The following is a 12,619-nucleotide window of genomic DNA, read 5'->3' as shown; positions in this document are numbered from 1 at the left end:
GAAATTGTGAAAGAAATACAGGTGAATTCACAAAACAGCAATTATAGAATCTATATAGATACTGACTTTGATGAGTTCTATAGTTTAATTGAAAAGTACAGGGATAGAAAAATTTTTCTTGTTACGGATGATATAGTATATAAACTGCACGGAAATACAATACATGAATTTGAAGAGAAAATAAGCTGCAAGTCATTTTGCTTTCCCCATGGAGAGGAAAACAAGAGTGTGGATACCGTTACCCGTATATATGATTTCCTGTTGAAAAATGGAGCAAACAGGGAAAGTGTCCTAATAGGAATCGGTGGAGGTCTTGTGGGGGATATAGCAGGTTTTACAGCTTCCACATATATGCGTGGGATCAAGTTCATAAACATACCAACTACAATGTTGTCACAGATTGACAGCTGCATTGGAGGAAAGGTAGGATATAATTTTGGGGGGGTAAAAAATCTGATAGGAAATTTCTTTGATCCTGAATTTGTATATGTATGCCCTTATTTTTTGAATACTCTTGGTGACATGCAGTTCAAAGATGGGCTGGGGGAACTTGTTAAATATGGAATAATAGATTCCGAACAATTTTTTAGCTACATATATGACAATTCTGACAGCATACTTTCCAGAGATAAAGATGTACTTCTCTATGTAATAGAAAGATGCCTGAACATAAAGAAAAATGTTGTAACAAAAGATTTCAGAGATACAGGGCTCAGAAACATACTCAATTTCGGCCATACTGTAGGTCATGCAGTTGAAGTATCCTCTGATTTCAGTATATCTCATGGTGAGGCAGTTGCGCTTGGAAGTCTGGCTGCACTGAAACTGTCGGAATATAAGTTAAATATATCACCTGATATATATATTTCTGCATTGACTCTTTTAAAAAAACTTGGACTTTCCACAACCTATAAAATCGAGGATTATCCTTCATTTCTGTATGCGATAAGACACGACAAGAAGAATGATGCCAGCATAAGATTTGTACTGGTTGAGGGAATAGGAAAATACAGAATAAAGGTTAAAGTAGAAGAAGAAGAAATAAATAGAGCACTTAGAGAATCTATAGATAATTAAAAAACCTATGGGAGAGGATGATTTTATGACGATAGGAATTATAGGGGCAATGAATGAAGAACTGGAAATTTTATTGTCTGAAATGGATGTTGAAAAAGTTAATAAAAAGGCCAACATGGATTTTAACTTTGGAAAAGTATATGGTAAAAAGGCGGCTGTAGTAGTATGTGGCATAGGAAAAGTCAATGCAGCTGTATGCACACAAATACTTATAGATGATTTTAAAGTGGATAGAATAATAAATGTAGGTATAGCCGGCGGACTTGGAGATGAAGTGTATCCCGGTGATATTGTGATTGCGGACAATCTGGTACAGCATGATATGGATGCCACTGCTTTTGGAGATAAACTTGGTCAGATCCCGAGGCTTGATGCCTATGAATTTAAATGTGACAGCTTATTGGTTGAAAAAGCAAAAGAGGCTTGCAGTTTTCTTAAAAATAAAAATAGTTTCGTAGGCAGGATCGTAACAGGAGATCAGTTTATATCAAGCGGAGACAAGACAAAATGGCTTCAAAGCGAGTTTGGAGCACTTGCATGTGAGATGGAGGGGGGAAGCATTGCACAGGTATGTTATTTGAATAAAATACCTTTTGTAGTTGTAAGGTCTATATCCGACAATGCCAATAATGGTGCACATATGGAATATGAGGAGTTCGGACCTATTGCCATAAAAAATTCTACTGAAATATTGAAGCACATGCTTGCAGATTAAAGCATTTTTGATATACTGGGAGGAATTTCATGACTATATTTATAATAGCAGCAGGCTTGATACTGGACAGGATTACAAAACTGTGGGCCGTAAACAGCCTGTCTAAAATTTCTGAGATTACTATAATAGAAAATTTCTTTTCATTTTTTTATACTGAAAACAAGGGGGCAGCCTTTAGTATTTTCCAAGGCAGAACTACATTTTTAACTATAATATCCATAGTTATAATGTGTTTCATTATATTTTATATTGTGAAGTACAGACCCAGAAATAAATTTATGAGAATAAGTCTGGCTCTTATAATAAGCGGTGCCCTTGGAAATCTCATAGACAGGATAAAATACAAGTATGTAGTTGACTTTATATCCGTCCACTACAAGGATATCTATTATTTCCCCATATTCAATGTGGCTGATATAATGGTTGTAATAGGAACACTGATTCTTGTGATCTGCTTATTGAGGGATGAAAAACATGGAAACTAAAATTTTTTTGTTTGAGGACAGCCCGGCTCCACGCCTTGATGTGTTTTTAAATGTACAGTTTCACGACAAGTCCAGGTCATATATACAGAAGCTCATAGAAAAACAGCTTGTAACTGTAAACGGAAAGACAAGAAAAAGCAATTATAAGCTTAAATTTGGTGACGAGGTAGCTGTAACTTTTAATGATCCTGTAGATCTTGATGTGGAACCAGAAGATATAAAGCTTGATATACTGTACGAAGACAGTGATATTATTGTAGTAAATAAGCCCCAGGGAATGGTTGTTCATCCGGCGGCAGGTATAAGAACTGGTACACTTGTAAACGCCCTTTTGAATCACTGCAGTGATCTGTCGGGCATAAATGGAGTTATGCGTCCAGGTATAGTCCACAGGATAGACAAAGATACATCCGGGATACTTGTGGTCGCCAAAAATGATACTGCACATAATAGACTTGCAGAACAGCTTAAAAATCATTCCATGACGAGAGAATATATTGCTCTTGTTGAAGGAATTATAAAGGTTGGTGAAGGAACTGTGGATGAACCGCTTGCAAGGCATCCACGGGACAAGATAAAGATGGCGGTTGTCAGAAACGGCAAAAGAGCAGTTACACACTATAGGGTAATTGAGAGATTCAAGAACAATACTTTGATTAGATGTATACTTGAAACTGGAAGGACACATCAGATAAGAGTCCATATGGCATATATCGGACATCCGATAGTAGGTGATCCCGTATACGGGTATAAAAAGCAGAGGTTCAATTTAAACGGACAGCTCCTGCATGCGCAGAAGCTTGGGTTTATTCATCCCACATCGGGAAAATATATTGAATTCAGTTCTGAACTTCCGGAGTATTTCAAGAGGATAATAAATATCATGGAGAACAGTACATAAAAATCTGTTCTCCATGATTTTATCGTAATTCTATGTCTATCATAATCGGACAGTGATCCGATCCAGGTACATCCGTAAGTATTCTTGCATCTTTTATTTTTGAAAGAAAGTTGTTGGATACAAAAAGGTAGTCTATTCTCCATCCTGCATTTCTTTCCCTGGCCTTGAATCTGTAGCTCCACCAGGAATACTCTATTTTATCAGAATTTATGTATCTATATGTATCTGTATATCCATTCTGTATGAACTTATCAATCCACTGTCTTTCAATTGGAAGAAAACCGGAACGATTTGAATTTGCCTTTGCATTTTTTATATCCATTTCAGTGTGTGCAGTATTGTAATCACCGCATATTACAAGTCTTTTACCTTCATCTACAAGTTTGTTGCAGTAATCCAGTATTGCATCATAAAATTTCATCTTGTATTCCAATCTTTCATCACTCATCTGCCCATTCGGGAAGTATATATTCAGCAGTGTGAAATCAGCAAATTCAAGTATAAGTATCCTGCCTTCACTGTCAAAGCTGTCTATGCCGATACCGTGCCCAACAGACAGTGGTTTGAATTTTGTGTATACAGCTACACCGCTGTAGCCCTTTTTTTCTGCAAAACTGAAGTAAGAATAATAACCTGTTATGTTTCTCAGTTTGTCCTCCAGTGTATCTTCCTGAAGTTTGGTTTCCTGGATACACAGTATATCCGGATTTTCTTCATGTATCCACTGAAAAAAGTTTTTTCTGCAGATTGCCCTCAGTCCATTTACATTCCAAGAATATATGTTCATATGCAATTCAAGCTCCTTTCTTTATGGAATTGTTTGATTCGGAAGCACTGTTTTCCGGAAGTATCAAATTTAAAATTATTCCTATGACAGTTGCAAGAGCAACTCCGGATATTTGAACAGGAGAGCCTCCTACAGTAAATTTTAAGGATGCACCGCCGATTCCAATTACTATTATTACGGAAGCAAGTATTAGATTTCTGTTTCTGCTGAAGTCTATTTTATCTTCTACAAATACTCTGAAACCTGAAGAGGCTATTATTCCGAACAAAAGAATGCTTACACCACCTATTACAGGCATGGGCATATTTTCAATCAATGCAGCTATTGGACCTATGAAGGATAGAATTATTGCTATTACTGCGGCACCTCCTATGACCCATACACTGTAAACCTTGGTTATTGCCATGACTCCTATGTTTTCTCCATAAGTTGTAGTTGGAGGTCCACCAGCAAAGCCTGCAAAAATTGTGGCAATACCATCGCCAAGTATAGATCTGTGCAAACCCGGATCCTTTGTAAAATCCTTTCCCACTACATTGTTTGTTACATAAATATGACCTATGTGTTCTGCAAGGGTTACGAATGAAACCGGCGCCATGAGGAGCATTGCACTTGTGTTGAACTCCGGGAATATAAAAGGTGGAAGTTTAAAAATACTGGTGCCTAGTATGCTGTATATTGTGATTTTTGGAATTACTCCCAGGATCAAAGCTGATATATATCCTACAACTATAGCTATCAATATAGGTATCACTCCAAAGAATCCTCTAAAATACATACTACCGATTACACCCACAACCAAGGTGATTATGGATACTGTCATCCATGCCCACCTTGGAATGCTCTGCATCTGATCCGTCGAATAAGAAGGATTGAAACCTGCCCAGCTTATTGCAGTACCTGCAAGTCCAAGGCCTATTACTATAACTATGGATCCGACTACTACAGGTGGAAGTGCTCTGTTAAGCCAGTTTACCCCACAAAATTTTATTATGACTGCTACAATTATGTAGACAATTCCCGCAGCTATTACACCTGAAAGCATGGCCCCAGGTCCATAGTTTTTAGAAGATATGAGTATCGGGCTTATAAAAGCAAAAGAAGAACCTAGATAGGCAGGAAGCTTGGCCTTAGTGCACAGTATGTAAAGAAGTGTACCGACTCCACTGCAGAACAAGGCTATGGAAGGACTCATTCCAGTGAGTATTGGTACTAGTATGGTGGCTCCCACCATGGCAAACAGATGCTGGAAGCTAAGTGGTATGGTGAGTGGTATGGGTAGTTTATCCTCTACGTCTACAAAAGTTTTCATTTATCAATAACACTCCTTCTAGTTTCGTGTGATTATTCTAAAAGTTTTACAACTCATAAATTTTGACTGAATCGTTTTTATCTATTTCTGAAATTTCAACAGATATCTTTTCGCTTCTTGACGTAGGAATGTTTTTACCTACGTAATCAGCCCTTATAGGAAGTTCTCTATGACCTCTGTCTATTAGTACCGCCAATTGTATCAACCGGGGCCGTCCTGAATGTATTATGGCATCTATTGCAGCCCTTGCAGTTCTTCCTGTGTAGATTACATCGTCTACCAGTATTATCTTTTTGTCTTCCACATCTATCAGATTTGCTTCTTTTATTAGAGGATTATCGGAAATATTAGTTAAGTCATCTCTGTATAAGCTTATATCTACACTTTCAACTTTGAGATGAATACCTTCTATATTTTCTATATTTCTGGCTATTCTCATGGCAAGAGGATAGCCTCTTCTCTTGATTCCTATAAGAAGCATGTTCTCTGTACCCTTGTTTTTTTCAATTATTTCATGAGATATTCTCGTAAGAGTTCTCTTCATGGCCTTCTCATCCAATATGAGTGCTTTTAATTTCAAATTATCACCACCTTTGTTCCATTATGATAAAATTACTGCAAATAAAATAGCCCTTCTCAGTGAAGGGCATAGTAATTTCATTAAAACAGTATAATTACCTTGCTGATCTCACTGGATCACTTAAAGGATAATAAATTCTAGTACATTATAGAATATATAGTACTCAAATTCAAGTTGTTTGATAAAATTTTATTGAACCTGGACTAGATCGGGTTTTTCAGGTGGTACGTATATAGTTCTGTTTGTATAATAAATTACCATACCAGGTCTTGAGCCATTCGGCTTGTGGACATTTTTTACTTCGGTGTAGTCCACAGCTACTTTTGAAGAATCTCTTGATTTGCTGTAATATGCAGAGAGGGAGGCTGCCTCTTCAAGAGTTCTGTCGGGTATATTTCCGAAGTTTTTGATTATAACATGAGAACCGGGAATATTTTTTGCATGGAGCCATATATCCCTTTTGTCTGCAAATTTCAAAGTCAAATGGTCATTTTGAATATTATTTTTACCGACATATATTTCTATTCCGTCACTGGAAATGAATTTCAAAGGCTTTGAATGCCCTGAATTTTTGAGCTTGTTGGATTTTTTATAGCGTATGTAGCCGCTTTCCATAAGCTCTCTTTTTATTTCCTCGATATCCTCATAACTGTCGGCTGTCCTTATACTGGCAAGTACGGAATTCAAATATTCAATTTCCTCATGTGTTAATTTCAATTGATTTAATGCAGCTTTTTCTGTTTTCTTGAGTTTGTTGTATTTTTTAAAGTATGTCTGAATGTTTTCTGAAGGAGTTTTGTTTTTGTCAAGTTTTATATCTATATATTCAGATTTGCTGCTGTAGAAATTTTGAACACGTATAGATTGATCACCTTTTTTTACTGCATATATATTTGAAGTTAGAAGTTCCCCAAGTATTCTGTATTTGTCCTTTGTTCTGGCTTCCTCAATATTTTTAGTAAGTATTTTTCTCTTTTTCTCACAGCGCTCCAGATTCACATTTATTAATTTATGAAGATCTGAACTTTTATTGTTCAATCGGTCTGTTTTATCTTTCTGAAAGTAAAATTCTTCAAGAAGTTTTGAAGGTGAATCATATGATTTGTAGTCCTCGTTGTATATATTGTACAGTCTCAGACAGTAAAAATCCTTTATTTTTCCATCTTTTACATAGGAACTAAAATGGAATCTATCGTTTTTTATATCTATATATATTGGAGTGAAAAAATCAAATACAGCATTGACCCAGGAAGAAGAAGTTGTGTCATTTTTGCGTGAAAACGATTCGTATAGCTCCATTGAGAATATATTGCTTATTCCGGTGAAGACGGTTGAAAAAAACTTTTCATTGAACTTTATGGAATTATCTGAAACAAACTTTTCAAAGGTCTCCAGACTAAAGTCAAGAGGATTTAATTTAGAGGAAGAAGGAGGAAGCATATATTGTATTCCTGGATATACGGATCTTACTGAATTTATTTCAGGGGTTAAGTGCTTTATGCTATCCATTATAATATTGTCCCTTTTGCGGATCAGGGTTATATTGCTGTGCCTTCCCATTATCTCTACTACTAAAGTATATATACTGTTAAAGCCCATCTCGTCTGAACTTTCAAAGTCCATGAATATTACTCTATCCATATCAAGCTGACTTATATTTATTAATTTTGCCGAACTTATATGTTTTCTCAAAACCATGCAGAACATTGGTGCCTTTTTAGGATTTATTTTATTTATCCCGGTAATATGAATTTTGGGATATACAGAACTTGCACTTATTGAAAGCCTGTAGCTCTTTCTCCTGTTTTTTATTGTGAGTATTATTTCATCTTTTTCCGGTTGATTTATTTTTTCAACTCTTCCACCGAGCAGAGTATCATTCAATTCGTTTAATATGCTGTAAATAAAAATGCCATCCAAAGCCATGTAGTTCATCCTTTCATATTTATGTATTTATAAATTATACCATTTTAAATTTTTAAAATAAAGTTGGGGAATATTTGTTGATTAAACTATGTTCCAGTAGTAAACTTAAAACAAATATTATTTTACAGGATCGGGATGGTGGAGGTTAAAATATGGAGTTTACTAAAATTCAGGGCAGTGGAAATGATTTTATTTTAATTGACGATAGAGAAAACAGCTATCTTGGAAGGGAAAGGGAACTTGCCAGAAAACTTTGCGATAGACATTTTGGAATAGGTGGAGACGGAATACTCTTAATAAGAAGAAGTGAAATTGCTTCAATAAAAATGGTTATAATCAATTCAGATGGTTCTTACGCAGCTATGTGCGGAAACGGTATAAGATGTTTTGCAAAATATGTATTCGATAATGACATGATAAGAAGGAATCCGATGGATATAGAAACGGGTGACGGTATAAAAAGGGCATTTTTAGATGTAAAAGATGGATTTGCGGAAAAGGTGACCATAAACATGGGAAAGGCCTTTTTTGAGCCGGAAAAAATACCTGCAGAGTATAATGGCGATATAGTGGATAGAGAAGTTTATATAAATGATAGAAAATACAATATTACTACGATGCTTATGGGTGTTCCCCATACGGTTGTATTTGGAAAACTGGATGACTATGATGTAAATGAGGGAAAGTATATTGAAAAATATGAAATTTTCACAGAAGGTACCAACGTTAACTTCTGTGAAGTAGTGAACGGCAGAAAAATCAAGATAAAAACATGGGAAAGAGGAGCAGGAGCTACTCTTGCCTGCGGTACTGGGTGCTGTGCATCTGCTGTTGCTGCCTACAAGCTTGGATTTACAGGCAGAAAAGTTGAAGTTGCAGCTCCGGGAGGACAGCTTTCAATAGAAATAAAAGAGGAGGGTGTATTTATGACAGGTCCTGCAGAGGTTTCTTTTAGAGGAGAATGTAAAATTAAATGAAACAGCTTACTGTAGGTATTATATTTGCAGTTTTATTCTTTATGGCAGTTGGTGTTCTTACCGGCTGCAGCAGAAAAGATAAAAAAGTAATGGTTCCACCGACCCCTGAATATTCTGATGCAGTTGTTGTTGAAGAAAGGAACGGACAAAATCTGATTTTTAATCTGGGTGGAAAAGCTTTAAAGGAAACCGGTAAGGTGAACGATGTCGTAGATATGACCTATGATCTGAAGAAATCAGTTTATGTATATTTAATTGCAAAAAAGGAAGATGGAAGGACTGCTGGAAATAAAATCGAAGTAATCAGCCAAAATTCCAGAATAGAATTGAATGATTTTTTTTCTGCAGAAGATGTGAAATTAAGTCCGGATGGTGACAGGATAGCTTTTAGAAGCTATGCAGGCAGTTCTATAGACAGCGTCCGGAATATAAGTGTATATGATATAAAGAGCAATAAATATGTAGAATTGAAATCAAAGGTTCTTATTTCAGGAAGCTTGTACAGCTGGTTGGATGACAGCAGGTTGATCTATTACGGAAGTATTCCTGGAAAACAGAATTCCACCAACATATATGTGTATGACCTGAATAGCAACGAGGAATCAATTTATTTCAAAGATATTAATAAATATTGTATGTACTTTACAAATATTGGAGGCAATATACTGTACATGTCAGGTATAGGTGATGATCTTGATTTGTATTATTATAGTCAGGAAAGAGGGACATGTACACTAGTAGATGACAATATGGCTAAAATATATGGAAGTGTTAAAGACTACAGAAATGGAGATATATTTTTTATAGCAGAACAGAAAAACGGTGACTCTGATGTTTATGAGTTCTCCTGTAAAAGCGGCAGACTTAACAGAATCACCTATGATTTTCCGCAGTACATAGGAGTATCTTCGGGAATTGCGGAAGACAACATGGGAAATATATATTTTACAGGTAAAAACAGTGAAAATTCAAAAGATAATATAGACATATTTGTATACAGCAAACATGACGGTTCCGTAAGCCTTATGTCAACTCATGAAGGCAAATACAGGATTTATGGAAGTCATTAGCACAATTTTAAATACAAATCCAATGATGAAATTCAAGACTTTTTGTCATTGGATTTTTTTATTTTTGAAGTATAGGTGATTAAAGATAATATTTCTGGAAATAATATGAAATACAAATACTATCAGAGGTGATGAAGATACAATGAAGCAGATAGATCTTATGAATATTGAGATAGATAAAAAGCTGTCTGGAATACTGCCTGAGGAAATAGCCAGAGAAAATTGCATGATAGCCTTTAAAGAAATCCATGATAAGATTTATATAGCTATAGATAAGCCTCCCAATTTTTATCTTAGAGAGAAATTGAGATTTATGCTTAAAAAAGATACTTTGTTTTTTCAGTCCGGGAGAAAATACATTCTGAAGTCTATAGACAATTTATATTTCAGGGAAAAACTGGATTTCACCATAAACAGCATTGAAATCAACAGTACAGGGATTCCTGAAATGGGGAATTCAGAAAGCACCAACTCACCGGTAGTAAAGGCGGCTAATTACATAATTCAAAGAGCAATAGATGAAAGGGCAAGTGACATACATATAGAACCTTTTGAAACTTATATAAATGTGCGCTTTAGAATAGACGGTATTATAGGAAGATATGTAAAAATACCAAGGGATATATATAATTTTATATGTATGCGTATTAAGATAATGGCGAATCTGGACATAGCAGAAAAGAGAATGCCGCAGGATGGAAAAATTATATTCTCAAGTGGAGGAAAAGATTATGACATAAGGGTATCCACACTCCCAACTATTTATGGTGAAAAAATAGTACTTAGAATACTCTATAAGGATAGAGATATATCCAGCTTTGAGAGTCTTGGTTTTCTAAAAGCTGATGTAGAGAGGATAAAAAGAATGATTGAATATGCGAATGGACTCATTCTTTCCGTCGGGCCGACCGGAGCTGGCAAATCCACCACGGTTTATTCACTTGTACACAATATAGACTGGGAGAAAAAGAATATAGTAAGCATTGAAGATCCTGTAGAATATGCAATGGATGGAGTTAACCAGGTCAATGTAAACAGTAAAATAGGACTGGATTTTGCATCTGGGCTTAGAAGTATTCTAAGACAGGACCCGGATGTCATAATGATCGGTGAAATACGCGACGAGGAAACTGCAAAGATAGCGGTTAAAGCTTCCATAACAGGGCATCTTGTATTGAGTACACTTCATACAAACAGTCCTCAAGAAGCTGTACTGAGACTTGAAAATATGGGAGTGCCTTCATATTTTATAAAGGATGCATTGATAGGAGTCATATCACAGAGACTGGTCAGAAAACTGTGTCCCTACTGCAGGGAAAGTTATGAAATGAAAAGCTGGGATTCTATAAACAATTTTCTAAATATTGATGAAAGTCAAATATTGTATAGAAGTAAAGGATGTTTTAAATGTAACTATACAGGATATACTGGCAGAACGGCAGTGTATGAAATAAAATCCATGAAAGACGACAGTTTGAACAGCAAGTCTATAAAAGACAACTCGATAGACCTTATAAAAGATGGTGTTACTACTTTCGATGAAATAATGAAACTGGGTATTTGAGAGAGGTAAATATGAGGATAATAAAATATTCTGCATTGAATTTGCAGGGGGAAAATATAAAGGGAAGTTGTGAATATGGCAGCCTGGATGAAGTCAAGAAAAAGTTCAGGGAAAAAGGTTTTTATATATATAAAACATCAAATAAGGTACAGTGGCGTAAAATACTTTTTACAAGACCCAGCTTTATGGAAATATCCCTTTTGTGCAACAAAATTAATGTAATGATGGAATCGGGAATAGGAATATCAAAGATATTCATGATGCTGGAGAGGCAAAGTAACAACGCGGCTTTAAGAGATGCCCTGTCTGATATAAAGCTGCAGGTAATGCAGGGAAAAAGTCTGTATTCAAGCATGAAAAAGTTCAGCAGCATATTTCCCGGATATATGGTAGAGATGATTGGTATAGGAGAAGAGGCCGGGAATCTTGAAAAGGTACTAAAAGAATTATCTAAATATTATGAACACCAGTACAAGATACGATCAGGTATAAAATCTGCACTTGTTTATCCTGCACTGACATTTGTAATTTCAATCTGTATTATAGTGTTTCTCATGAACAACATAATTCCACAGTTTATAAACATTCTTCAGTCAAATAAAGCAGAAATTCCTGTCATTACAAAGCTGGTTATAAGTGGATTTGATTTTTTGAAAAGCTATTTTATGTTTATAACTTCAGGAGTAATCCTTTTCATGCTTATAGTGTATAAATTTTCAACAAGCCAGAAAGGGAAGTATATTCTTGATACTGTAAAAATCAACATACCTTATTTCGGAAAGCTGTACAATGAAATTTTAATGTTTAAGATAGCATCTTCCATGAGGATACTTGGTATATCTGGAGTAAATATTTTAAAATCTCTCTATATAACTTCCAAAACACTGGAAAGCAGTATCATGAATAAAAAGATGATTACCTCCATTGAAGCTGTAAAATCCGGTGAAAGTATCAGTTCAGCTTTTGAAAAATCAGGAATAGGAAATGAAATGTTCATATATATGATAAAAACAGGTGAAGAGGCTGGAAAGCTTGATTATATATTCAATAAACTTGAAGAGATATTCGGTGAAGATGTTTATAGAGGCCTAAAAAGTATGGTAAGAATAACCGAGCCAGTAATTATAATCTTTTTGTCATTTTTTATTGGATTCTTTATAATGGTAGCAATAATGCCGGTGTTTAATATAATGGATTCATTTTCTTAAAAGAAAGGAGAGCATTT

Annotated in this window: 12 protein-coding genes; 8 read left to right on the top strand and 4 right to left on the bottom strand. The window is 35.3% G+C overall.

The annotated features are described in order from the left end of the window. The first annotated feature begins 6 nt into the window (after window positions 1-6). From aroB to LKE46_RS07850, 4 genes are read left to right on the top strand one after another with little or no spacing between them, the layout of a single operon-like run. Entirely contained in the window at window positions 7-1,077 is a 1,071-nt protein-coding gene (aroB, locus tag LKE46_RS07865; RefSeq protein ID WP_291720187.1) for a 3-dehydroquinate synthase, read from the top strand. Window positions 1,078-1,102: 25 nt separating this feature from the next. Then, complete coding sequence (locus tag LKE46_RS07860) at window positions 1,103-1,792, top strand: 5'-methylthioadenosine/adenosylhomocysteine nucleosidase (protein WP_291720186.1); 690 nt, start codon at window positions 1,103-1,105, stop codon at window positions 1,790-1,792. Window positions 1,793-1,821: 29 nt separating this feature from the next. Then, entirely contained in the window at window positions 1,822-2,277 is a 456-nt protein-coding gene (lspA, locus tag LKE46_RS07855) for a signal peptidase II (RefSeq protein ID WP_291720185.1), read from the top strand. Then, window positions 2,267-3,178, top strand: coding sequence for an RluA family pseudouridine synthase (locus tag LKE46_RS07850; protein WP_434735189.1), 912 nt, complete (start codon window positions 2,267-2,269; stop codon window positions 3,176-3,178). Before lspA ends, LKE46_RS07850 begins: the two co-directional genes overlap by 11 nt. A 19-nt stretch (window positions 3,179-3,197) precedes the next feature. On the opposite strand, the gene LKE46_RS07845 is transcribed toward LKE46_RS07850, so the two are convergent. The 4 genes from LKE46_RS07845 to LKE46_RS07830 form a co-directional block, all read right to left on the bottom strand. After that, a complete protein-coding gene (locus tag LKE46_RS07845; RefSeq protein ID WP_291720178.1) occupies window positions 3,198-3,965 on the bottom strand; it encodes an exodeoxyribonuclease III in 768 nt (255 codons plus the stop codon). Window positions 3,966-3,972: 7 nt separating this feature from the next. Continuing rightward, window positions 3,973-5,277 carry a uracil permease gene (gene uraA / locus LKE46_RS07840; protein WP_291720177.1) on the bottom strand — a complete coding sequence of 435 codons (1,305 nt, stop codon included), beginning with the start codon at window positions 5,275-5,277 and terminating at the stop codon, window positions 3,973-3,975. A gap of 46 nt (window positions 5,278-5,323) precedes the next feature. Continuing rightward, complete coding sequence (gene pyrR, locus LKE46_RS07835) at window positions 5,324-5,857, bottom strand: bifunctional pyr operon transcriptional regulator/uracil phosphoribosyltransferase PyrR (protein WP_291720174.1); 534 nt, start codon at window positions 5,855-5,857, stop codon at window positions 5,324-5,326. 189 nt (window positions 5,858-6,046) lie between these two features. Continuing rightward, window positions 6,047-7,783: an Rqc2 family fibronectin-binding protein gene (locus LKE46_RS07830; RefSeq protein ID WP_291720171.1), complete on the bottom strand. Its 1,737-nt coding sequence runs from the start codon at window positions 7,781-7,783 to the stop codon at window positions 6,047-6,049. A gap of 152 nt (window positions 7,784-7,935) precedes the next feature. Here LKE46_RS07830 and dapF point away from each other — a divergent pair, with 152 nt between their 5' ends. The 4 genes from dapF to LKE46_RS07810 all read left to right on the top strand — a co-directional run bounded on the left by dapF (window position 7,936) and on the right by LKE46_RS07810 (window position 12,602). Further along, window positions 7,936-8,760 carry a diaminopimelate epimerase gene (dapF, locus tag LKE46_RS07825; protein WP_291720168.1) on the top strand — a complete coding sequence of 275 codons (825 nt, stop codon included), beginning with the start codon at window positions 7,936-7,938 and terminating at the stop codon, window positions 8,758-8,760. Beyond that, window positions 8,757-9,830: a TolB family protein gene (locus tag LKE46_RS07820; RefSeq protein ID WP_291720165.1), complete on the top strand. Its 1,074-nt coding sequence runs from the start codon at window positions 8,757-8,759 to the stop codon at window positions 9,828-9,830. The genes dapF and LKE46_RS07820 overlap by 4 nt, the downstream gene beginning before the upstream one ends. A gap of 142 nt (window positions 9,831-9,972) precedes the next feature. Continuing rightward, window positions 9,973-11,394, top strand: coding sequence for a GspE/PulE family protein (locus LKE46_RS07815; RefSeq protein ID WP_291720162.1), 1,422 nt, complete (start codon window positions 9,973-9,975; stop codon window positions 11,392-11,394). An 11-nt stretch (window positions 11,395-11,405) separates the two neighbouring features. After that, window positions 11,406-12,602: a type II secretion system F family protein gene (locus tag LKE46_RS07810; RefSeq protein WP_291720159.1), complete on the top strand. Its 1,197-nt coding sequence runs from the start codon at window positions 11,406-11,408 to the stop codon at window positions 12,600-12,602. The last annotated feature ends 17 nt before the right edge of the window (window positions 12,603-12,619 follow it).

The sequence above is a fragment of the Clostridium sp. genome, from assembly GCF_022482905.1.
GTDB lineage: Bacteria > Bacillota > Clostridia > Clostridiales > Clostridiaceae > Clostridium_B.
Note: the sequence above shows the minus strand (reverse complement) of the source record. Positions and strands in the feature narration are given on the sequence as shown.

Bases quoted from the DNA above. Each gene is read 5' to 3' on its own strand.
- LKE46_RS07860 (WP_291720186.1), top strand. From the start codon at position 1,103: ATGACGATAGGAATTATAGGGGCAATGAATGAAGAACTGGAAATTTTA.
- lspA (WP_291720185.1), top strand. From the start codon at position 1,822: ATGACTATATTTATAATAGCAGCAGGCTTGATACTGGACAGGATTACA.
- LKE46_RS07850 (WP_434735189.1), top strand. From the start codon at position 2,267: ATGGAAACTAAAATTTTTTTGTTTGAGGACAGCCCGGCTCCACGCCTT.
- LKE46_RS07845 (WP_291720178.1), bottom strand. From the start codon at position 3,965: ATGAACATATATTCTTGGAATGTAAATGGACTGAGGGCAATCTGCAGA.
- uraA (WP_291720177.1), bottom strand. From the start codon at position 5,277: ATGAAAACTTTTGTAGACGTAGAGGATAAACTACCCATACCACTCACC.
- LKE46_RS07830 (WP_291720171.1), bottom strand. From the start codon at position 7,783: ATGGCTTTGGATGGCATTTTTATTTACAGCATATTAAACGAATTGAAT.
- dapF (WP_291720168.1), top strand. From the start codon at position 7,936: ATGGAGTTTACTAAAATTCAGGGCAGTGGAAATGATTTTATTTTAATT.
- LKE46_RS07820 (WP_291720165.1), top strand. From the start codon at position 8,757: ATGAAACAGCTTACTGTAGGTATTATATTTGCAGTTTTATTCTTTATG.
- LKE46_RS07815 (WP_291720162.1), top strand. From the start codon at position 9,973: ATGAAGCAGATAGATCTTATGAATATTGAGATAGATAAAAAGCTGTCT.
- LKE46_RS07810 (WP_291720159.1), top strand. From the start codon at position 11,406: ATGAGGATAATAAAATATTCTGCATTGAATTTGCAGGGGGAAAATATA.